This window comes from Sphingomonas sp. dw_22, from assembly GCF_018449795.1.
GTDB lineage: Bacteria > Pseudomonadota > Alphaproteobacteria > Sphingomonadales > Sphingomonadaceae > Sphingomonas.
Window position 1 is genome coordinate 14,132 of the sequence record NZ_JAAVVE010000026.1, and the last position, 19,421, is coordinate 33,552.

General features: G+C 67.3%; 20 protein-coding genes. 12 read left to right on the top strand and 8 right to left on the bottom strand.

Annotation, left to right across the window (positions count from 1 at the left end; translation table 11 throughout):
- Positions 1-130: 130 nt before the first annotated feature.
- From HB724_RS12445 to HB724_RS12465, 5 genes are all read left to right on the top strand, one after another.
- A complete protein-coding gene (locus HB724_RS12445; RefSeq protein ID WP_218625178.1) occupies positions 131-2,815 on the top strand; it encodes a ribonuclease E/G in 2,685 nt (894 codons plus the stop codon).
- 104 nt (positions 2,816-2,919) lie between these two features.
- On the top strand, positions 2,920-4,296 hold the full coding sequence (locus tag HB724_RS12450) for a M48 family metalloprotease (RefSeq protein ID WP_213981303.1): 1,377 nt from the start codon (positions 2,920-2,922) through the stop codon (positions 4,294-4,296).
- 1 nt (position 4,297) lies between these two features.
- Positions 4,298-5,071 (top strand): thioredoxin domain-containing protein, encoded by a 774-nt coding sequence (locus HB724_RS12455; RefSeq protein WP_213981266.1) that lies wholly within the window; start codon positions 4,298-4,300, stop codon positions 5,069-5,071.
- Positions 5,072-5,139: 68 nt separating this feature from the next.
- On the top strand, positions 5,140-6,090 hold the full coding sequence (locus tag HB724_RS12460; protein WP_213981267.1) for an ABC transporter ATP-binding protein: 951 nt from the start codon (positions 5,140-5,142) through the stop codon (positions 6,088-6,090).
- Positions 6,087-6,857 carry an ABC transporter permease gene (locus HB724_RS12465; RefSeq protein WP_213981268.1) on the top strand — a complete coding sequence of 257 codons (771 nt, stop codon included), beginning with the start codon at positions 6,087-6,089 and terminating at the stop codon, positions 6,855-6,857. The genes HB724_RS12460 and HB724_RS12465 overlap by 4 nt, the downstream gene beginning before the upstream one ends.
- A 352-nt stretch (positions 6,858-7,209) precedes the next feature.
- Here HB724_RS12465 and HB724_RS12470 read toward each other — a convergent pair whose 3' ends face one another.
- From HB724_RS12470 to glpX, 3 genes are read right to left on the bottom strand one after another with little or no spacing between them, the layout of a single operon-like run.
- Positions 7,210-9,063, bottom strand: a complete 1,854-nt coding sequence (locus HB724_RS12470) for a CocE/NonD family hydrolase (protein ID WP_213981269.1) — start codon at positions 9,061-9,063, stop codon at positions 7,210-7,212.
- A gap of 51 nt (positions 9,064-9,114) precedes the next feature.
- Positions 9,115-9,852: a CPBP family intramembrane glutamic endopeptidase gene (locus HB724_RS12475; protein ID WP_213981270.1), complete on the bottom strand. Its 738-nt coding sequence runs from the start codon at positions 9,850-9,852 to the stop codon at positions 9,115-9,117.
- Positions 9,852-10,823 (bottom strand): class II fructose-bisphosphatase, encoded by a 972-nt coding sequence (glpX, locus tag HB724_RS12480; RefSeq protein WP_213981271.1) that lies wholly within the window; start codon positions 10,821-10,823, stop codon positions 9,852-9,854. Before glpX ends, HB724_RS12475 begins: the two co-directional genes overlap by 1 nt.
- A 140-nt stretch (positions 10,824-10,963) precedes the next feature.
- On the opposite strand from glpX, the gene HB724_RS12485 reads away from it, so the two are divergent.
- Complete coding sequence (locus tag HB724_RS12485; RefSeq protein WP_256731488.1) at positions 10,964-11,323, top strand: hypothetical protein; 360 nt, start codon at positions 10,964-10,966, stop codon at positions 11,321-11,323.
- Between the two features lie 5 nt (positions 11,324-11,328).
- Here the strand turns inward: HB724_RS12485 and HB724_RS12490 are convergent, their stop codons facing one another.
- The 3 genes from HB724_RS12490 to HB724_RS12500 all read right to left on the bottom strand — a co-directional run bounded on the left by HB724_RS12490 (position 11,329) and on the right by HB724_RS12500 (position 14,452).
- A complete protein-coding gene (locus HB724_RS12490; RefSeq protein WP_213981272.1) occupies positions 11,329-12,621 on the bottom strand; it encodes a homoserine dehydrogenase in 1,293 nt (430 codons plus the stop codon).
- Positions 12,622-12,741: 120 nt separating this feature from the next.
- Positions 12,742-13,692, bottom strand: coding sequence for a 2-oxoglutarate and iron-dependent oxygenase domain-containing protein (locus tag HB724_RS12495; RefSeq protein WP_213981273.1), 951 nt, complete (start codon positions 13,690-13,692; stop codon positions 12,742-12,744).
- A gap of 256 nt (positions 13,693-13,948) precedes the next feature.
- Entirely contained in the window at positions 13,949-14,452 is a 504-nt protein-coding gene (locus HB724_RS12500) for a hypothetical protein (protein WP_213981274.1), read from the bottom strand.
- Between the two features lie 82 nt (positions 14,453-14,534).
- On the opposite strand from HB724_RS12500, the gene HB724_RS12505 reads away from it, so the two are divergent.
- The 5 genes from HB724_RS12505 (at position 14,535) to HB724_RS12525 (ending at position 18,236) form a co-directional block, all read left to right on the top strand.
- The gene (locus HB724_RS12505; protein WP_213981275.1) at positions 14,535-15,770 is read left to right on the top strand and encodes a multidrug effflux MFS transporter; all 1,236 of its coding nucleotides are present in this window, start codon (positions 14,535-14,537) and stop codon (positions 15,768-15,770) included.
- Positions 15,771-15,849: 79 nt separating this feature from the next.
- Positions 15,850-16,194 carry a DNA primase gene (locus HB724_RS12510; RefSeq protein WP_213981305.1) on the top strand — a complete coding sequence of 115 codons (345 nt, stop codon included), beginning with the start codon at positions 15,850-15,852 and terminating at the stop codon, positions 16,192-16,194.
- Positions 16,195-16,250: 56 nt separating this feature from the next.
- Positions 16,251-16,844: a YdeI/OmpD-associated family protein gene (locus tag HB724_RS12515; RefSeq protein WP_213981276.1), complete on the top strand. Its 594-nt coding sequence runs from the start codon at positions 16,251-16,253 to the stop codon at positions 16,842-16,844.
- An 80-nt stretch (positions 16,845-16,924) separates the two neighbouring features.
- Positions 16,925-17,332, top strand: a complete 408-nt coding sequence (locus HB724_RS12520) for a biopolymer transporter ExbD (RefSeq protein ID WP_213981277.1) — start codon at positions 16,925-16,927, stop codon at positions 17,330-17,332.
- Between the two features lie 55 nt (positions 17,333-17,387).
- On the top strand, positions 17,388-18,236 hold the full coding sequence (locus tag HB724_RS12525; RefSeq protein WP_256731489.1) for an MliC family protein: 849 nt from the start codon (positions 17,388-17,390) through the stop codon (positions 18,234-18,236).
- On the opposite strand, the gene HB724_RS12530 is transcribed toward HB724_RS12525, so the two are convergent.
- Positions 18,233-18,439 (bottom strand): hypothetical protein, encoded by a 207-nt coding sequence (locus HB724_RS12530; protein WP_213981278.1) that lies wholly within the window; start codon positions 18,437-18,439, stop codon positions 18,233-18,235. The two genes, HB724_RS12525 and HB724_RS12530, sit on opposite strands and share 4 nt — an antisense overlap.
- Positions 18,440-18,505: 66 nt before the next feature.
- On the opposite strand from HB724_RS12530, the gene HB724_RS12535 reads away from it, so the two are divergent.
- Complete coding sequence (locus HB724_RS12535) at positions 18,506-18,898, top strand: acyl-CoA thioesterase (protein ID WP_213981279.1); 393 nt, start codon at positions 18,506-18,508, stop codon at positions 18,896-18,898.
- Here HB724_RS12535 and HB724_RS12540 read toward each other — a convergent pair.
- Positions 18,895-19,293, bottom strand: coding sequence for an EVE domain-containing protein (locus HB724_RS12540; RefSeq protein ID WP_213981280.1), 399 nt, complete (start codon positions 19,291-19,293; stop codon positions 18,895-18,897). The genes HB724_RS12535 and HB724_RS12540 overlap by 4 nt on opposite strands.
- Positions 19,294-19,421 lie beyond the last annotated feature (128 nt).

A 19,421-nucleotide genomic window follows, 5' to 3' on the forward strand; every position in this document is an offset into this window, starting at 1 on the left:
CCTGCGGCAACGGCATCTTTCGAAACCTGCGAGACCGCAGCCGGCGTCGCCGGCCAAGGCCGCATTGCATATCGCGCGCACGCGCCCCAGCCCTTCAGGGTCTCAGGCCGGCGCGCCTGGAGAAAACTAAATGACCATGCGTATGCTGATCGACGCACGCCACCGGGAGGAAACCCGCGTGGCCGTCGTCAAGGGAAACCGGATCGAGGAGTTTGATTTCGAGTCCGCCGAGCGCAAGCAGCTCAAGGGCAATATCTATCTGGCCAAGGTAACCCGGGTCGAGCCGTCGCTCCAGGCGGCGTTCGTCGATTACGGCGGCAATCGCCACGGCTTCCTGGCCTTCAGCGAAATCCATCCCGACTATTACCAGATCCCCAAGGAAGACCGCGACGCGCTGCTGGCCGAAGAGGCCGAGCATGCCGCGCAGGAAGCCGCGCTGCGCGACGAGGACGGCGACGACGATTCTTATCACGACCATGATAATGAAGAGGGCGTCGAGGTTCTCGAGCGTCCGCATGACGACGAGGACGGTGACGGCGAGATCGCCGAGGGCGAGGAATCGTCCGAGGACGGCGGCCGCGGTCGCGGGCGCCGCAAGCGCGGCGGCAATGGCGACGAGGCCGAGGCGCTGCGCCAGCGCCGCATGAACCTGCGCCGCCGCTACAAGATCCAGGACGTGATCCGCCGCCGCCAGGTGCTGCTGGTCCAGGTCGTCAAGGAAGAGCGCGGCAACAAGGGCGCGGCGCTGACGACGTATCTGTCGCTCGCCGGCCGCTACTGCGTGCTGATGCCCAACACCGCCCATGGCGGCGGCATCTCGCGCAAGATCTCGTCGGCCGCGGACCGCAAGCGCCTCAAGGGCATCATGTCGGACCTCAAGCTGCCGCCGACGATGGGCTGCATCGTCCGCACCGCCGGGCTCCAGCGCACCAAGGTCGAGATCAAGCGCGACTTCGACTATCTGGCGCGCTTGTGGGACGGGATCCGCGAGACGACGCTGCAATCCTCCGCCCCCGCGCTCGTCTATGGCGACAGCGATCTGATGAAGCGGGCGATCCGCGACATCTACAATCGCGACATCGACGAAGTGATCGTCGAGGGCGAGGAAGGCTATCGCCAGGCCAAGGACTTCATGAAGCTCCTGATGCCGAGCCATGCCCGCAAGGTGAAGCAATATGCCGATGCGGTGCCGTTGTTTCAGCGCGCCGGCGTCGAGGAGCAATTGTCGGCGATGTACCACCCGGTGGTGCAGCTCAAGTCCGGCGGCTATCTGGTCATCAACCCGACCGAGGCCCTGGTCTCGATCGACATCAACTCCGGCCGCTCGACCCGCGAGCATTCGATCGAGCAGACCGCGACCCAGACCAACCTCGAAGCCGCGCAGGAAATCGCCCGCCAGCTCCGCCTGCGCGACATGGCGGGCCTGGTCGTCATCGACTTCATCGACATGGATCACGGATCGAACGTCCGTAAGGTCGAGAAGGCGATGAAGGAGGCGCTCAAGAACGATCGCGCCCGCATCCAGGTCGGCCGCATCTCGGCCTTCGGCCTGATGGAGATGAGCCGCCAGCGCCTGCGTACCGGCGTGCTCGAAGCCTCGACTCGCCAGTGCCCGCATTGCGAAGGCACGGGTCTGGTCCGCACCGCTTCGTCGGCCGGCCTCTCGGCGCTGCGTCTCATCGAGGACGAGGCGGCGCGCGGCCGCGGCTCGCAGCTCACGCTGCGCGCCAGCCAGGAAGCGGCCTTCTACGTGCTCAACCGCAAGCGCGGCGAGCTGGCCGAGATCGAGGACCGCTATGGCGTGACGATCGAAGTCGCGCCCGATGGCGAGCTGGAAGGCGCGCGCATGTCGGTCGAGGCCTCGGGTCCGCCGCCGGCGCATGCGCCCCGGATCGAGCGGCTGATCGAAGAGCCCGAAGACGATTATGTCGAGGAGATCGACGAGGAAGAGGAAGAGGCGGAAGCCGAGGCCGAGACCTCGGAGCGTCCTTCGCGTCCCGAGCGCGAGGAAGGCGAGGGCGAGGGTCGTGGCAAGCGCCGCCGCCGCCGCCGCGGCCGTGGACGCGGCCGTCGCGACGATGAGGCCGGCGCAGAGGCTTCGGAAGTGTCCGAGGACGGTGTCGAAGCCGAAGTCGCCGAGCAGGAAGAGGGCGAGGAGCGTCCCGAGGGCGAGAGCGTCGAGGCGCGCGAGGACGGCGAGCGTGCGCGCAAGCGTCGCCGTCGCGGTCGCCGGGGCGGTCGCCGCGGCAATGCCGCCGAGGGCGAAGGCGCCGAGGGCGATGCCGAGCCGGTGAGCGAAGCCGCCGAAGCGGTCGAGCCGCAGGTCGAGGCCGAGCCGGTCGTGGAGGCGGCCGAGGAGCCCGCGCCCAAGCCCAAGCGCTCGCGCCGCAAGAAGGCCGATGCCGAAGCGCCCGCCGAGCCGGTCGCGGAAGCGGTGGTGGTGGAAGCCCCGGTCGTGGAAGCGGAAGCCCCCGTGGCCGAGGAGCCGGCGCCCAAGCCCAAGCGCTCGCGCCGCAAGAAGACCGATGCCGAAGCGCCTGCCGCCGAAGCCGAGGTCGTAGCTGCGCCCGAGCCCGTGGTCGCCGCCGAGGAGCCGGCGCCGAAGAAGCGTGGCGGTGGTCGCCGCAAGGCCGCCGCGGCTCCCGAGGCCGAGACGCTGACCGCCGAGCCCGTCGCCGAGACGGCGAGCGAGGCGATCGAGCAGGATCTCGTGCCCGCCGAGACCGCCGAGGCGCAGGCCGAAGCCTCCACCGATGGGACCGAGAGCGATGGCACGCCGCGCCGCGGCTGGTGGCAGCGGACTTTCGGGGCGTGACATGCCGGGAGCGCGCGGCCGGCCGCCGCGCGCTCCCGAGCGTCTTCACGCCCGGTTCAGCGCCGGGCTAAGAGAGCGAACGGCCAAGGAGTCTTGAGTCGATGATGCCGCGCCTGAAGGGCCTCGCCACGCTGCTGGCGCTGTTGTGCCTGACCAGCCTCGCCGCCCGGCCCGCCGCCGCGCAGTCCGTGCTGCGCGATGCCGAGACCGAGGCGCTGCTCAACGACATGGCCGGGCCGCTGTTCAAGGCGGCCGGCCTCTCGCCCGCCAATGCCAAGGTGGTGCTGATCCAGGACGGCTCGATCAACGCCTTCGTCGCGGGCGGGCAGATCGTCTATGTCCATTCGGGGCTGATCGACGCGGCGGACAATGCCAACGAGGTCCAGGGCGTGATCGCGCACGAGATCGGCCATATCGTCGGCGGCCATGCCGTGTTCCAGAATGACGGCGGCTACACCAATGTCTCGATCCTCAGCCTGCTGCTCGGCGTCGCGGCGATGGCGGCAGGCTCGCCCGAGGCCGGCACCGGCATATTGATGGCGGGCCAGCGCGCCGCGATCGGCAAATATCTGGCGTTCAGCCGCATCCAGGAATCCTCGGCCGACGCCGCCGGCACCAAGTTCCTCAACACCGCCGGGATCAGCGGCAAGGGCATGCTCAGCTTCTTCGACAAGCTGACCGCGCAGATGCACCGCTACGGCTATTACACCACCGATCCCGAGGTCGATCCCTTCGCGCAGACCCACCCGATGTCGCCCGATCGCGTCGAGACGCTGAAGCACGATCTGCAAAGCTCGCCGAACTGGAGCAAGCCGCTCGACCTGGGGCTGGAGGTCCGCTTCAAGCGCGTCCAGGCCAAGTTGCGCGGTTATGTCAACGAACCCGAAGTGACACTGCGCATCTATCCCAAGACCGACAATTCGGTGCCCGCCCATTATGCCCGCGCCTATGCCTATCACAAATCGGGCTATCCCGATCAGGCGGCGGCGGAGACGGCGGCGCTGGTCAAGTCCGCGCCCGAGGATCCCTATTTCCTCGAGCTCGAAGGGCAGATCCTGCTCGAATCGGGCAAGCCGGCCGAGGCGCTGGCGCCCTTACGCGAAGCGACCGCGCGCTCGAACAACCAGCCGCTGATCGCCACCACCTTCGGCCACGCGCTGATCGCGACCGAGGACAAGGCCAATCTCGACGAAGCCGAGCGCATCCTGCGCCAGGCGGTGGCGCGCGATGACGAGAATCCCTTCGCCTGGTTCAACCTGGGCACCGTCTATGAGCGCAAGGGCGACGAGCCGCGCACCGCGCTCGCCACTGCCGAGCGCGCCAGCCTGATGGGCGATGCCCGCACCGCCCTGGTCAGCGCCCGTGCCGCCATGGCCGGCCTGCCGCAGGGCTCGTCGGACTGGATCCGCGCGCAGGACATCCAGATGGTCTCGCAGACCGCGGTCGACGAAGACAAGCGCAAGGGACGCGGACGCAACTGAAATGAGCAACCGGCTTCTCCGCAATCCGCTGGCGCTGGCCGGCGCCCTTGTCGTGTCGGCGCTGCTCGGCGCGCTGATCTTCGCCGCCATCCAGGCGGCGTTCCCGGGCGTGGCCGGCGATCGCGCGAAGATCGAGACGGTGGTGCGCAACTATATCCTCGACCACCCCGAGATCCTGCCCGAGGCGATGAACCGCCTTCAGGATCGCGAGACGCAGCGGCTGCAAAAGGCGCAGGACGATGCGCAGAAGGTCGTGCCGCAGAATCTCGCGGCGCTGGGCACGCCCTATGCCGGCGCCTGGGCAGGCAATCCGAAGGGCGACGTCACCATCGTCGCCTTCATGGACTATGCCTGCGGCTATTGCCGCGCCAGCCTGCCCGGCATCGACGAACTGCTGGCGAAGGATCCCAACGTCCGCATCGTCTATCGCGAATATCCGGTGCTGGGGGAGGAGAGCGTCGTCGCCGCGCACTGGGCGCTCGCCGCGGCCGAGCAGGGCAAGTTCCGCGCCTTCCACGACGCGCTCTATGCCGCCGGGCCGAGTGCGGAGGGCATCGCCGCCGCCGCCGGCAAGGCCGGGCTCGACAAGGCGCTGGCCGAGAAGTCGGTCAAGTCGCAGGCGGTGCAGAACGAGATCGTCAGCAATCGCAAGCTCGGCGCGAAGCTGGTGATGAACGGCACGCCGAGCTGGGTGATCGGCGGCCAGATCCTCTATGGCGCGCGCGATTATGCGGGGCTGGCAGAGGCCGTGGCCGCCGCGCGCAAGGGCAAATAGCCGCCTGCGGGTTGCCGATCCAGGGGTGCATCCTTACGTAACGGTTCCGTTCCGGCCAAAGGTTCCCCATGCAATCCATCCTGTCCATCAGCCAGGTCAGCAAGACCTATGGCTCGGGCCACAAGGCGCTCGACCATGTCGATCTGGACATCAGGCGCGGCGAGATCTTCGCGCTGCTCGGCCCCAACGGCGCCGGCAAGACCACGCTGATCTCGATCATCTGCGGCATCGTCACGCCGAGTTCGGGCACCATTCTGGTCGACGGCCATGATGCGATCCGCTCCCCGCGCGAGGCACGCTCGCGCATCGGGCTGGTGCCGCAGGAGATCGCGGTCGACATGTTCTCCACCGTCGCCTCGACGGTGCGCTTCTCGCGCGGGCTGTTCGGCAAGGCGCCCGATCAGGCGCATTGCGATCAGGTGCTCAAGGATCTGTCGCTGTGGGACAAGCGCGATTCGAAAATCATGGAGCTTTCGGGCGGCATGAAGCGCCGCGTGATGATCGCCAAGGCGCTCAGCCATGAGCCGGAGATCCTGTTCCTCGATGAGCCTACCGCGGGTGTCGACGTGTCGCTGCGCCGCGACATGTGGAAGATGATCGGATCGCTGCGCGAGCGCGGCGTCACGATCATCCTGACGACGCACTATATCGAGGAGGCCGAGGAGATGGCCGACCGCGTCGGCGTCATCAACAAGGGGCAGCTCCTGCTGGTCGAGGAGAAGGCCGCGCTGATGAAGAAGCTCGGCAAGCGCGAGATGGTGGTGACGCTGGTCGAGCCGCTTGCCACCATTCCGGCCGATCTCGACGAATGGCATCTCGCGCTGGAGGATGAGGGGCATAGCCTCCGCTACACCTTCGATGCGCAGGCCGAGCGTACCGGCATCCCCTCGCTGCTGCGCAAGCTGGCGGATATGGGCATCGGCTTCAGGGATCTCGATACGTCCAAGTCGAGCCTGGAGGACATCTTCGTCGATCTGGTCGAGCACAAGGAAGCTTCGAACGAAGGAGCCGTGGCATGACCGGCATCAATTTCCACGGCATCTGGGCGATCTACCGGTTCGAGATGGCGCGCACGCTGCGCACGCTCTGGCAGTCGGTCGTCACGCCGGTGATTACCACCTCGCTCTATTTCATCGTCTTCGGCGGCGCGATCGGCAGCCGCATCCACAATATCGGCGACGTGAATTACGGCAGCTTCCTGGTGCCGGGGCTTATCATGCTGTCGCTGCTCACTCAGAGCATCGCCAACGCGTCGATCGGCATCTACTTCCCTAAATTCACCGGCACCGTGTTCGAGCTGCTCTCGGCGCCGATCTCCGCAGTCGAGATGGTGGTCGGCTTTGTCGGCGCGGCGGCGACCAAATCGGTGGTGATCGGCCTGATCATCCTGGCGACTTCGGCGCTGTTCGTGCCGCTCAGGATCGATCATCCGGTGGCGATGATCGCCTTCCTGCTGCTGACCTCGATCACCTTCAGCATGTTCGGCTTCATCATCGGCATCTGGGCCAAGGGCTTCGAGCAGCTCAATATCGTGCCGGCGCTGCTGGTGACGCCGCTCACCTTCCTCGGGGGAGCCTTCTATTCGATCGATATGCTGCCCCAGCCCTGGCACACGATCAGCCTGTTCAACCCGGTCGTCTATCTGGTGAGCGGCTTCCGCTGGAGCTTCTTCGGCAAGGGCGATGTCGACATCGCCTGGAGCCTGGGGATCACCGGCGTCTTCCTGGTCCTGTGCCTGGGGTTGATCGTCGCGATCTTTCGGACGGGGTATCGGCTGAAGAGCTGAGCGGATCGACATTCGCGCGGAGGGGGGAACCACGAACCCCCATCGTCACCCCGGCCGAAGTGCCGGGGTCCACTCCTCCGCGAGCGAGCCCCTCACGCCTCCAGCTTCTCTCCCAGCCGCCTGGTGGACCCCGGTACAAGGGGTGACGGACTGAAGGATTGGCGATGCGCGTCGATGGAAAGGGGGGCTTGGAATGTAGGATTTCGCCTGCAATCCTCCGGCCGGCTCTTTCTCATTATCGGCAAAGACGCGAGTCGGAAGGGAAAATACCCCCCGAATCGGGTCAAATGAGTCAACCGGCGGCAGTCAATCGCGGCGCGGTCGCACCCCGATCGCGCGACCGCTGAAAAAATTATCGCACCACCGGCAGCACCACCGCCGAGCCTGAACACACTTTCTGCGTCGCCTTCACATAATCGTCCGGCTTGGCCTTGTAGATGTTCGGCACGAACTTCTGCGGATTGCGGTCGATCACCGGGAACCAGCTCGACTGGACCTGGACCATCAGCCTATGGCCCTTCTTGAAGACATGGTCGTGATCGCGCAGCGGCACGTCCCAAGCCGTCACCTGGCCCGGCACCAGCGGCGTCGCCTTCTCGAACGATTGGAGATAGCGGCCGCGGCGGACCTCCATCGCGATCGGCAGCTCGTATCCGTTCAGCGACTTGGCATAGGCGCCGAGCTGGCGCGCGGGCTGCTCGTAATCCTCGGGGAAGACGTCGATCAGCTTGACGATGAAATCGCTGTCGGTGCCGCTGGTCGATGCCATCAGCTTGGCGGCGACATTGCCGGTGATCGTCAGGTCCGCGTCGAGCGGCGTGCTGACATAGCTGAGCACGTCGGGCCGGTCGTCGACGAAGCGCTGGTCCTCCGCCTCCCACCAGCGCCAGTCGGGCGTCGCATAGGTGGCGGACATCGGATGCGGGCGGAACGGCACCGGGCGGGCCGGATCGGAGACATAGTCGCGGCACGCCTCGCCCGCCGCCGGGGCGTCGAAGCGCAGGCTGCCGTCGGCGTGGAGGTACAGGCTGGTCGCCTTGGCCTCGGGCAGCGGATATCTGGCATAGGTCTTCCACTGCCAGGAACCCGACTGGAAGCTCTTGAGCGCATAGTCCGGCTTGGCGCCCTTGCCGTGGAGCCAATAGGCGAAGAACGGCGCCTCCACCTGCTCCATGAATTGGGTGCCGCTGTCGACGCCGAACGGGATGCGGCCGAGTGCGTTGGCGGGCGAATGCCAGGTGCCGTGCGCCCAGGGGCCGGCGACCATCAGCGCCAGGCCCTTGGGATCGTCCTGCTTCTGCTTGGCGAAGATCTGCCAGCTTCCCCAGGGATCCTCCTGGTCCCAATAGCCCGCGACGTTCAGCGTCGGGACGGTGGTGCGCTTCAGCGTGTCGGACCAGCGCTGCTTCTTCCAGTGATCGTCATAATCGGGATGGTCGATCATCTCCTGGTAGCGTGGCGCGCCGCCCTTCAGATATTTCGCCTCGATATCGGCGGGCGATCCGGCCTCCAGGAACCATTGATAGGTGTCGAACCGGTCATAGGGGAATTGCCAATTGTCCTTCGCCATCTGCAGGCTGGAGACCCAGTCGGTCGCATAGCTGAGCCGCATCGCGCCGTATCGGTGCAGATCGTCGCTCATCCAGTAATCGATCCACGCGGCCTGCGGGCTTACGGCTTTCAGCGCCGGATGTGGCCGGGCGAGCGCCACCGCGGCGGCGAAGCCGGGATAGGATACGCCCATCATGCCGACCTTGCCGTTGTTCGATTTCACGTTCTTCACCAGCCAGTCGATCGAATCATAGGCGTCGGTCGATTCGTCGGTCGCGCCCTTGCCGGTCCGGATCTCGGTCGAGAGAGTGAAGGGACCACCTTCGGAAGTGAAGCGGCCGCGCATGTCCTGGCTGACGAAGATATAGCCGTCCTTCGCCAGCGCCGCCCAGCTCGGCGGCGTCACCCGCGGCGCCTGGCTCTGCGTGCCATAGGGCGTGCGGCTGAACAGGATCGGCAGCGGCCCGGCCTGGTTCTTCGGGCGCAGGATCACGGTGTGGAGCTTGGCCCCGTCCCGCATCGGGATCATCGCTTCCTCGACGGTGAAGGGCGATCCGTCCGCCGTGACGACGACCTGGTCCTGCCGGGCCAGGGCCGATGCGAGCGGCAGCATGGCGGCGCCCAGCGCCAGAACAATCGACATCCGCTTCGTCATGCGAGCCCTCCTCCGGTTTGGTGCGGACTAGAATGGGCCTCGCGCCGGCTGTCAATCGGCTCGGCGCATGGCCAGCGCCTTGGCGGCGGGGCGCAGGATCAGTCCGTTCAGGTTGAGCAGCAGATGCAGCAGGATCGGCAGCGCCAGACCGCCCGAGGCGAGATAGGCGAAGGCGAACATGCCGCCGAGCAGCGTGGTGAGCACCACGCCCAGCCAGCCCTGATAGCGGTGCATCGCCCCGAAGATCAGCGCGGTCGCGGCGAAGGCGATCCAGGGAGCCGCGCCCAGCAGCGCGAACAGCAGCGGGAGGTAGAGCCGGAAACAGACTTCCTCGGTCACTGCGGCATTGGCGCCGAGCAGCGCGACGCGCAGCGCCTCGGCGGGGTTGTGGGGGATCATCGCGTCGATGTCGAGCGCCTTGGGCGGCCGGGCGGGCCCGCGCCGCCGCGCCGCCAGCACCCCGCCGATCGCGCCGCCCGCCAGCACCGCGCCGATGAGCGCGCCGACGAAGCTCGCCGACATGTCGCCGACCTCGGGCATGTCGGCGGCGGCCGGGGCGAACTCGGCCGGGAAGGTCCAGAGCGCATCGATCCGCCCAAGCAGGGCTAGCCCGACCAGCGGCATGCCGAGAAAATAGGCCAGCGCCTTGACCGTCCAGCGCAGGAAGACGCGCTGGCGCGTCCGGGTATCGGCGATGGCCTTGAACCGCGCGAAGACCCTCGCGTCGTGCCGGACGAAATGCGCGCATGCACCCAGCGCCACCGCGAGGAGCAGCGCGGGCAGCAGCATCAGCCGATCCGGTGCTCGCCCTTCACCCAGCGCACCGTGCCCGAGCTGGCGCGCATCACCACGCTTTCGGTGGTCATCTTGCCCTTCACCCGCTTGACGCCCTGGAGCAGCGAGCCGTCGGTCACGCCGGTCGCGGCGAAGATGCAGTCGCCCTTGGCGAGCTCGGTCAGGTCATAGATCTTGTCGAGATCCTCGATGCCCCATTTGCGGGCGCGGGCGCGCTCATCGTCGTTGCGGAACACCAGCCGGCCCTTGAACTGGCCGCCGACGCAGCGCAGCGCCGCACAGGCCAGCACGCCCTCCGGCGCGCCGCCCGAGCCCATATACACGTCGATCGTCGTGTCGGGATCGGTCGTCGCGATCACGCCGGCGACGTCGCCGTCGCCGATCAGCATCACGCCGCAGCCGATCGCGCGCAGCTCGGCGATCAGCGCCTCGTGGCGCGGGCGATCGAGCACGCAGGCGATGATCTCGTGCGGCTCGACGCCCTTGGCGGCGGCGATCGCATGCACGTTCTCGGTCGCCGACCGGTTCAGGTCGATCACGCCTTCGGGATAGCCGGGGCCGACCGCGATCTTGTCCATATAGACGTCGGGGGCGTTGAGCAGGCAGCCCTCCTCTGCCACCGCAAGCACCGCCAGCGCGTTCGGGCCGGCCTTGGCGGTGATCGTCGTGCCTTCGAGCGGATCGAGGGCGATATCGATCTTCGGCCCCTTGCCCTGCGCGGCGCCGACCTTCTCGCCGATGAACAGCATCGGCGCCTCGTCGCGCTCGCCCTCGCCGATCACCACGGTCCCGTCGAGCCAGAGCTTGTTGAGCGCATCGCGCATCGCTTCGACCGCGGCATGGTCCGCCGCCTTCTCGTCGCCGCGCCCGACCAGCGTGGAGGCGGCGATCGCCGCGGCTTCGGTCACACGCACCATCTCGAGCACGAGGACGCGATCGAGCATGTGGCTGGCGGTCTGCTGCATGTGTGGAAAGCCTCTATGATTTTGTCGCGGCGATAAGCGGCGAGCCCGCCCCTGTCGACCATGCTAACGTTGTCATGTCTTTCCCATTTTCGCCACATCGTTGCGCTAACGGGTTGAAACTCACGATCGGGGACGAGCCCATGCTGCTGCCGGTGCTTCTGCTGCTTGTCCAGGATGCTTCGCTGGACAGCGCGATTCGGGAATATCGCGAGAAGAGCCGGGCCGACGTGCCGTGCACCCGCACCGTGGACGACAACGAGATCGTCGTATGCGCCCGGCGCGATGCGGATCGCTATCGCGTGCCGCTGGTGACGAACAGCGCGGGGCGCGAGGCTTCGGGCGAGCGGCTGAAGACATTGCTCAGCCCCGATGCGGCAGGCTTCGTGGCGTGCGGCAAGGGGGCGTTCATGGCCAAATGCGGCTCGGTGGGCGTGGGCGTCACCGTAGACGGCGGCGGCGGCACGCACGCCTCCACCGCATACCGTCCGTTAGCGCCGTAACGAACCTAGTCCGCCAGGATGTGCATCCACATCGGCTCGCCGGCCAGGCTGGACGAGCCGCGCAGCTTCTCCAGCGCCTGGGCGACGCTGCGCTCGGGGCCTTCATGGGTGACGATCACGACGAGGACGCTGCCGTCGGGCATCACGCCACGCTGGATCAGGCTCTCGATCGAGACGCCGGCATCGCGCATCGCCGCGGCGATCTCGGCCAGCACGCCGACCTTGTCGACCACGGTGAAGCGGACATAGGCGCGGCCCAGGCGCTCGCCGCTGTCGGCGGCGGGCTGGGCGGCGAGCGCATCGGCGGGCATCGCATAGGGCGGGCCGAACTCGCCGCGGGCGATGTCGATCAGGTCGGCGACCACGGCGCTCGCGGTCGGCCCATCGCCGGCGCCGGCGCCCTGGAACAGCAGCCGGCCGACGAAATTGCCCTCGGCGACGACGGCGTTGGTCGATCCGATGACATGGGCGAGCGGATGGCTGACCGGCACGAGATGCGGGTGGACGCGCTGGAACAGCCCGTGCGGCCCCGCATCGGCGACGCCGAGCAGGCGGACGCGATAGCCGAGCGCCGCCGCCTCGGCGATGTCGGCCGCGATGACGTGGCGGATGCCGGCGGCCTTGAGGTCGTCGAACGCGGGCTGGGTGCCGAAGGCGAGGCTGGCGAGGATCGAGAGCTTGTGTGCCGCGTCGATCCCGTCGATGTCGAAGCTGGGATCGGCTTCGGCATAGCCCAGGCGCTGGGCTTCCTCGAGGATGTCGGCGAAGTCGCGGCCCTCGGCCTCCATCTTCGACAGGATGAAATTGCAGGTGCCGTTGAGGATGCCGTAGACGCGAGCGATCACGTTCGCCGCGGCGCCTTCACGCAGGCCCTTGATGACGGGCACGCCGCCCGCGACGGCGGCCTCGAACTTGAGCGCCACCTGTGCCGCCTCGGCCGCCCGGGCCAGCTCCAGCCCGTGATGCGCGATCATCGCCTTGTTGGCGGTGACGAAGCCCTTGCCGGCTGCGAGGGTCGAGCGGGCGAGGGCGAGCGCGGGGCCGTCCGATCCGCCGATCAGCTCGACCACCACATCGGCCTTCGAATGGCGCGCGAGCTCGGCGGGATCGTCCACCCAGTCGAAGCGGGAGAGATCGACGCCGCGATCCTTGGTGCGGTCGCGCGCCGAGACCGCGACGATCTCGATCGGCCGGCCGGCACGCCGCGCGATCAGCTCGCCGTTCGCATCGAGCACGCGGATCACGCCGCCGCCCACGGTGCCAAGGCCAGCCAATGCTACGCGAAGCGGTTCGGTCATTCGGTCCTCATTGAACTTGTTTCAGTATCCAGCGTGCGGCAGGCGCCGCGACATCGGCCCTTGCTGCACATTGGACCCTGAAACAAGTTCAGGGTGACGATAGAATTTCGATCGACGGACTTACTTCTTGATGAGCCCGATCTCGACTAGCCGCTCGTGCAGGTAATCATGCGCGGTGATCGGATCGGGATAGCGGTTGGGATTGTCCGCGGTGATCGTGGAGGGCAGCGTCTGAATCAGGAAATCCGGCGCAGGATGCAGGAAGAAGGGCATCGAATAGCGCGAATTGCCGCGCCGCTCGGGCGGCGGATTGACGACGCGGTGCGTGGTCGAGGGCAGGACATGGTTGGTGAGGCGCTGGAGCATGTCGCCGACATTCACCACCATCGCCCCCTCGGGCGGCTTGACCGGCAGCCACTTGCCGTCGCGGTCGAGCAGTTCCAGGCCCGCTTCCTCGGCGCCGAGGAGCAGGGTGATGAGGTTGATGTCCTCATGCGCGCCGGCACGGACCTCGGGGGCATCGGCATCGACCGGCGGATAATGGAGCAGGCGGAGCACCGAATTGCCGTCCTTCACTGCCGGATCGAACCAGTCCGGGGCCAGCCCGAGATAGCGCGCGATCGCGGAGAGCAGCTTGTCGCCGGCAGTGTCGAACGCCTGGAACAGCTCCAGGAAGGTATCGCGGAAGCCTTCGGGACGCTCGGGCCAGATATTGGCGGGCATGTCCGCCTCGAAGCGATGGCCCTGCGCGAGCTGGCGGCCGACATGCCAGAATTCCTTCAGGTCGACATAGTGCGCGCCCTTGGCGATCTCGGTCTTGAACGGCGTATAGCCGCGCGCGCCGCCGCCGCCCTCGACGAAATAGCCGCGCTTCTCCGCCTCGGGCAGGTCGAAGAAGGCCCTGGCGGTCGTCCAGGCGCGGTCGATCAGTTCCTGCGGCACGCCGTGATCGCGCACCACCGCGAAGCCGAAGCGCTGAAAGGATTCGCCGAAAGCCCGGGCAAAGCCTTCGGGATCGGATTGCTGGTCCGCGAGCGAGACGATCGGAACCTGGGCGAGAGCGTCTAACATATGAGTCTCCGAGGAATATTCCCCGTTAGACCCGCGGCCCCATGTCGAACAAGCGGCCGCAGGCGATCGGTTGCGGTTGACACGGTTGACACCAGTATTGCGAAAAACCCTTCCTCCCCGAATTTCGCAGCTTTCGAGACTCGACGATGAGCGACTATCCGGGGCGTCAACGAAGAGCCGGCAGGGAATTGCAGGCCAAATCCTACTTTGCCAGCGATTTCGCTTCCGCTCCTCCCCGGTACGGGGAGGAGCTTTCTTACTTGCCGACTTCCATCCGTCCCCTGGATTTCCCCTCGCCGTCCGCGCCGAGCTGGACCGTGAAGGGCTGGCCGTCGTCGGTGGTGCCCGCCAGCCCGTTGCCGCGCGTCTCCACCTTGAAGCCCTCCTTGGTCATGTTGTCGCGGAACCAGTCGCGTACCGTGACCGGCGAAGCCGGGCTGCGGAAGGCGATGCTGACCTTGCCCTTGTCGTCATTGCCGCCCTTGTCCTCGGCATCGGCGCGGAAATCGTCGATCGTCGAGCCCGGATAGAGCTTGACGCCGTTCATTTCGAAATCCTCGGCATCGATATGGATCTTGGGCAGGCGGATCGAGCCGGAGAAGCCCGGCGCCTTGATCTCGACCTGGCCGTTCGCATCGGTCGAGACGCTGGCATTGCCGTCCTCGTCCTTCGAATTGATCGAGATGCTGGTGCCCGATCCGCCATTACAGGCGGCGAGCGCGAAGGAGAGGGCAAGCGGCAGGAACACGAGACGCGACATCCAAGTCTCCGAAACAGATATTGGCGATCCGCATCAACCAAGGGGGTGACGCGGCGCCCTTGATCGGCCATCTGCGCCGGCAATGGAAGAGCCACATCTCTCGACTGCATCCGCAAATCGCGCGCCGCTGGCGTTCGGCGAGTTCGTCACGCTGGTAGCGGCGATGATGGCGCTGACCGCGCTCGGCATCGATTCGATGCTCCCCGCACTGCCCGCGATCGGCGCGAGCCTGGACGTGGACCTGCCCAATCACCGCCAGTTCGTCATCACCGCCTATCTGATCGGCTTCGCGGTGGCGCAGCTTGCCTATGGCCCGCTGTCGGACCGGTTCGGGCGGCGGCCGGTGCTGTGCGTGGCGCTGGTCTCCTATGTCGTGACGAGCGGCGTCGCGGCGGTTTCGGGCAGCTTCGAGCTGCTGCTGATCGCGCGCGCCGCGATGGGTGCGGCGGCGGCGGGCGCGCGGGTGGTGACGGTGGCGCTGGTGCGCGACTGTTTCTCCGGCCGGGCGATGGCGCGGGTGATGAGCCTGGCGTTCATGGTGTTCATGGCCGCGCCGATCTTCGCGCCGACCTTCGGCCAGGCGGTGCTCTGGGCAGGCGGATCGTGGCGGATGATATTCTGGGGCGTGGCGGGCGCGGCGGCGATCGTCGCGCTGTGGTTCGCCTGGCGCATGCCCGAGACGCTGGCGGCGGACGCGCGGCAATCGCTGCGGCCCGAGCGGATCCTCGGCGATTACGGGCTGATGCTGCGCGACCGGGCGGCGGTGGGCTACACGCTTGCGATCACGCTGCTTTCGGGCGCGATGTTCGGCTTCATCGGATCGGTGCAGCAGGTGATGGACGTGGTGTTCCACCGGCCCGAGCTACTGACGCTCGTCTTCGCGATGGTGGCGAGCACGATGGCGGTGGGATCGTTCCTCAATTCGCGGATCGTGATGCACCTGGGCACGCGGCGCATCTCGCACACGGCGCTGGTCGCGCTGGTGGTGATCGCGGGAATCCATCTTGCCGTGACGCTGGCGGGACTCGAGGCGCTGTGGAGCTTCGTGCTGCTCCAGGCGCTGATGATGGGCTGTTTCGGCCTGGCGACCTCCAATTTCTCGGCCATGGCGATGGAGAAGATGGGCGAGATCGCCGGCACCGCCTCCAGCCTCCAGGGCTTCGTCACCACGCTGGGTGGCGCGCTGATCGGCGCCGTGGTCGGCCAGTCGTTCGACGGCACCACCGTGCCGCTTTACGGGGGTTTCCTACTCATGGGTGTCACAGCTTTCGTGGTAGTGGCGATCGCGGAGCGCGGAAGGCTGTTCCGGCCGACCTGAGTGGAACGAGTCGGGCCGCTTGCCGTTCGCGCTTCTGGAAGCCCGGCGATTCCCGGCGGGCGATGCGGAAGGATCGGCGATGGGCGGCTATCAGGTTCCCGGACAAGGCCCGGGCGACGACGGTTTCGACGAGGAAGGCTATGACGAGAGCCAGCGCGCCGAGATCCTGGAGGTCACCGGCGACGGCCCGACCGACGGCAATCTCCTGACCGATATCTCGCCCGATCTGGGCGACGATTCGGATGAGGACGAGGACGACCTCCTGATGGAGGACGACGAGCTCGGCGAAGAGGATGACGATGCCGAGCAGGCCGAATCCGACCAGGACGAGGACGAGGTCCAGGACGAGTTCGACGAAGACGATGACGAAGCCGAGGATGATGACGACCTCGACGACGCCGACAAGGATGCGCTGGAACCCTGACGCTTGACGCGGCGGGATGCGTGACGAAGCATGGGGCGTTCTGAGAGGAGCGCCCTGTGCCCACCGATCCCCGCGTCGATGCCTATATCGGGAGCCGCGCCGAATTCGCGCGGCCGATCCTCGAATGGCTGCGCGCCTGTGTGCATGCCGCGGTGCCCGAGGCGCAGGAGGGCATCAAATGGAGCATGCCCTTCTTCAGCTACAAGGGCCGGCCGCTGGCCAATATGGCGGCGTTCAAGGCGCATGCGAGCTTCGGCTTCTGGAACCGGCAGCACCTGGCGACCGGCAAGGAAGGCGAGGCGATGGGCCAGTTCGGCCGCATCGTATCGCTCGCCGACCTGCCCACCGACGCCGAGATGGAGGCGCAGATTCGCGAGGCCGCGGCGTTGCTCGATGCGGGGGTGAAGTCTGCCCGTCCCGCCCGCGCGCCCAAGCCCGAGGCCGAAGTGCCTGCCGAGCTGGCCGAGGCATTGGCGCGCGATGCGGCGGCGGCGGTGACCTTCACCGGCTTTCCGCCGAGCTGCCGCCGCGAATATTGCGAGTGGATCGCCGAGGCGAAGCGGCCCGAGACCAGGGCGAAGCGCGTCGAGGAGGCGGTCGCCTGGATGCGCGAGGGCAAGCGCCGCAACTGGAAATACGAGAATTGCTGAGCGGCTGAGCGGTCGCCGATCGGGGCTTCCCTCCCGGAATAAGGGTGATATGTTACATCATCATCACGAGGAGAGGTGCCATGGCCCGGACTGCCCGCATTCCCGAACCCGTTCCCTTCAGCACGATCAACGTGACGCCGTTCATCGACGTGATGCTGGTGCTGCTGATCGTGATGATCCTGAGCGTCCCGGTGATGCGCCACAAGGTGCCGATCGACTTGCCGCGGGATGGCACGGCGTCCGCTCCCGAGACGCCGCACAAGCTCGCGATCGATCGCGGCGGGGCGCTTTATTGGGACGGGGCGCCGATCGGCGACGCGGCGCTGCCCGGCGCGCTCGCTGCGCTGCGCGCCGATCCGAAGGGCGTGCTCCATATGCAGACCGATCCCGAGGCGCGCTACGAGCGCTTCGATGCGGTGCTGGCGGCGGTGAAGCGCGCCGGGATCGAGCGGCTCGGCTTTGTCGGGAATCGTCCGCTGGAGGATTGAGGAACAGGCGCATCGGGTGCAGCGTTCGTTTCGCTGCCGAACGAACGAGGACCGGATGCGCCTGACCCTGACCCTTGCCGCCTGCGCGCTCGCCGCGTGCACGCCCCAGCCCGCCGACAACGCCGTCGAGCCCGCCAACGCCTCGGCCGATATCGACGATATTGTCGCGGCGAACGTGCAGGCGCCGCTCGCTCCTCCCGCCCCGGGCGAGCCGGGCGGGCTCGCCAACGACATGACGCCGGTGAGCGAGGCGCCGTTCACCGAGGAAAGCGCGCAAGGGGCGGCCAATGTCGTCCAGACCTATTATGCGCTGATCGAGGCGGGCAAATATCGCCAGGCCTGGGCGCTTTGGGATAATGGCGGCAAGGCTTCGGGCATGAGCCCGGCGGCGTTCGCGGCGAGCTTTGCGCGCTATTCGGAATATCACGCCAATATCGGCGCGCCGGGGGCGATCGATGCGGGCGCGGGGCAGCGCTATGTGAGCGTGCCGGTCCAGGCCTATGGCCGGATGCAGGACGGGCGGCCGTTCAACCAGCTCGGCAGCGTGACGCTGCATCGTGTCGGCGACATCGACGGAGCCACGGCCGAACAGAGGCAATGGCGGATCCGCTCGGCCGATCTCGTCGCGAGGCCCGGCCCGGAGCCTTCGCCCGAGGTGGAGGACAATCGCTCGGTGGCGCGCTATCGCTGCATGGACGGCACCAGGCTCACCGCGCGCTTCGATCCGGACAGCCGGCAAGTGACGGTCGAGCCGGCCAAGGGCGGGCCGCGTGTGCTGAAGCGGCAGGGGACGAGCACGGGCGTTCGCTATGCCGGGGGCGGCTATGCGTTCAGCGGCAAGGGCGACACGATGACGTTCGGCGCGCCCGATGCGCCGCCGATCGCCTGCACCGTGATCCGCTAGTTGCCGATGAAGTTGCGGAGCACGGCGAGGTCGGCGTTGCTGACCTCGGTGCCCGTCACGTCGGTCAGCGCCGATTCGGGCTTGGCCTCCGGCTTGGCGCTGCCGAAGCCGATGGTGGTCACCGCCGTGAAGATCACCCCGGCCGCCCAGAGCAGGGCCGACCAGCGGCTGCGGAAGATCTTGCTGGGGTTGCGGGGAATCATGGCAGCGCTTGTCGCACAGGCGAATGAACGCTGCGCTTCGAAAGCTGGTTAAGCTAGGACAAGCCAATGGCGCGCTACACCACCAGCATCACCGCCGGACCCGGAGACATCGACGTGCTGGGGCATGTCAACAATGCGGTGTGGGTGAAGTGGATCCAGGACGTGGCGGTGGCGCACTGGTCGGCGATCGCGCCGCCCGCGCATCAGGACGCCTATATCTGGGTCGTGACCCGGCACGAGATCGATTATCGCGGCAATGTCTCCGAAGGCGAGACGGTGACGGCGGAGACCTGGGTGGCGGAGCCGCCGCGCGGGGCGCGGTTCGACCGGCATATGCGGTTCCTGGGCGGCGACGGGAAGGTGCGCGTCGAGGCGAAGACGACCTGGGCGCTGATCGAGCGCGCGACCGGGCGGCTGATGCGGGTGCCGGCCGAGGTGGCGGCGCCCTTTCTCGGCTAGCCGCCCATCTCCAGCAGCACGGCCCATTCCTCGGCGCGGACCGGCGTGACCGAGAGGCGCGACTGGCGGAGCATCTCCAGCGCGGCGAGGCGCGGCTCGGACTTGATGTCCGCCAGCGGCACCGGCCTGGCGAGCTTGCGCACCGGCTTCACCGCGACGCTCGCCCATTTGCCGTCGTCGCCGTCGGGCTGCCAGGCGCGGGTAATCTCCATGATGCCCACCGCGGCCTTTTCGGTGTTCGAATGGTAGAAGAGCGCCTGGTCGCCGGGCTGCATCTCCTTGAGGAAATTGCGCGCGGTATAGTTGCGCACGCCGTTCCATTCGGTGGCGCCGTCGCGGACGAGATCGTCCCAGCCATAGGCATCGGGTTCGGAGCGGAGGATCCAATAGGCCATGGCCGTCCGTTAACCGCCTAAACCGCGGCTGAACACCCGATTCCGAACCAGTTCAGCCACGATGCGTTAGCCCTTCCCATACAGCGCCTCGACTCGCAGAATGTGGACGGGTCCGGTGCCAGGAATTC

Coding starts and splice junctions, on each gene's coding strand:
- HB724_RS12445 (WP_218625178.1), top strand. CDS start 131: ATGACCATGCGTATGCTGATCGACGCACGCCACCGGGAGGAAACCCGC.
- HB724_RS12450 (WP_213981303.1), top strand. CDS start 2,920: ATGCCGCGCCTGAAGGGCCTCGCCACGCTGCTGGCGCTGTTGTGCCTG.
- HB724_RS12455 (WP_213981266.1), top strand. CDS start 4,298: ATGAGCAACCGGCTTCTCCGCAATCCGCTGGCGCTGGCCGGCGCCCTT.
- HB724_RS12460 (WP_213981267.1), top strand. CDS start 5,140: ATGCAATCCATCCTGTCCATCAGCCAGGTCAGCAAGACCTATGGCTCG.
- HB724_RS12465 (WP_213981268.1), top strand. CDS start 6,087: ATGACCGGCATCAATTTCCACGGCATCTGGGCGATCTACCGGTTCGAG.
- HB724_RS12470 (WP_213981269.1), bottom strand. CDS start 9,063: ATGACGAAGCGGATGTCGATTGTTCTGGCGCTGGGCGCCGCCATGCTG.
- HB724_RS12475 (WP_213981270.1), bottom strand. CDS start 9,852: ATGCTGCTGCCCGCGCTGCTCCTCGCGGTGGCGCTGGGTGCATGCGCG.
- glpX (WP_213981271.1), bottom strand. CDS start 10,823: ATGCAGCAGACCGCCAGCCACATGCTCGATCGCGTCCTCGTGCTCGAG.
- HB724_RS12485 (WP_256731488.1), top strand. CDS start 10,964: ATGCTGCTGCCGGTGCTTCTGCTGCTTGTCCAGGATGCTTCGCTGGAC.
- HB724_RS12490 (WP_213981272.1), bottom strand. CDS start 12,621: ATGACCGAACCGCTTCGCGTAGCATTGGCTGGCCTTGGCACCGTGGGC.
- HB724_RS12495 (WP_213981273.1), bottom strand. CDS start 13,692: ATGTTAGACGCTCTCGCCCAGGTTCCGATCGTCTCGCTCGCGGACCAG.
- HB724_RS12500 (WP_213981274.1), bottom strand. CDS start 14,452: ATGTCGCGTCTCGTGTTCCTGCCGCTTGCCCTCTCCTTCGCGCTCGCC.
- HB724_RS12505 (WP_213981275.1), top strand. CDS start 14,535: ATGGAAGAGCCACATCTCTCGACTGCATCCGCAAATCGCGCGCCGCTG.
- HB724_RS12510 (WP_213981305.1), top strand. CDS start 15,850: ATGGGCGGCTATCAGGTTCCCGGACAAGGCCCGGGCGACGACGGTTTC.
- HB724_RS12520 (WP_213981277.1), top strand. CDS start 16,925: ATGGCCCGGACTGCCCGCATTCCCGAACCCGTTCCCTTCAGCACGATC.
- HB724_RS12525 (WP_256731489.1), top strand. CDS start 17,388: ATGCGCCTGACCCTGACCCTTGCCGCCTGCGCGCTCGCCGCGTGCACG.
- HB724_RS12530 (WP_213981278.1), bottom strand. CDS start 18,439: ATGATTCCCCGCAACCCCAGCAAGATCTTCCGCAGCCGCTGGTCGGCC.
- HB724_RS12535 (WP_213981279.1), top strand. CDS start 18,506: ATGGCGCGCTACACCACCAGCATCACCGCCGGACCCGGAGACATCGAC.
- HB724_RS12540 (WP_213981280.1), bottom strand. CDS start 19,293: ATGGCCTATTGGATCCTCCGCTCCGAACCCGATGCCTATGGCTGGGAC.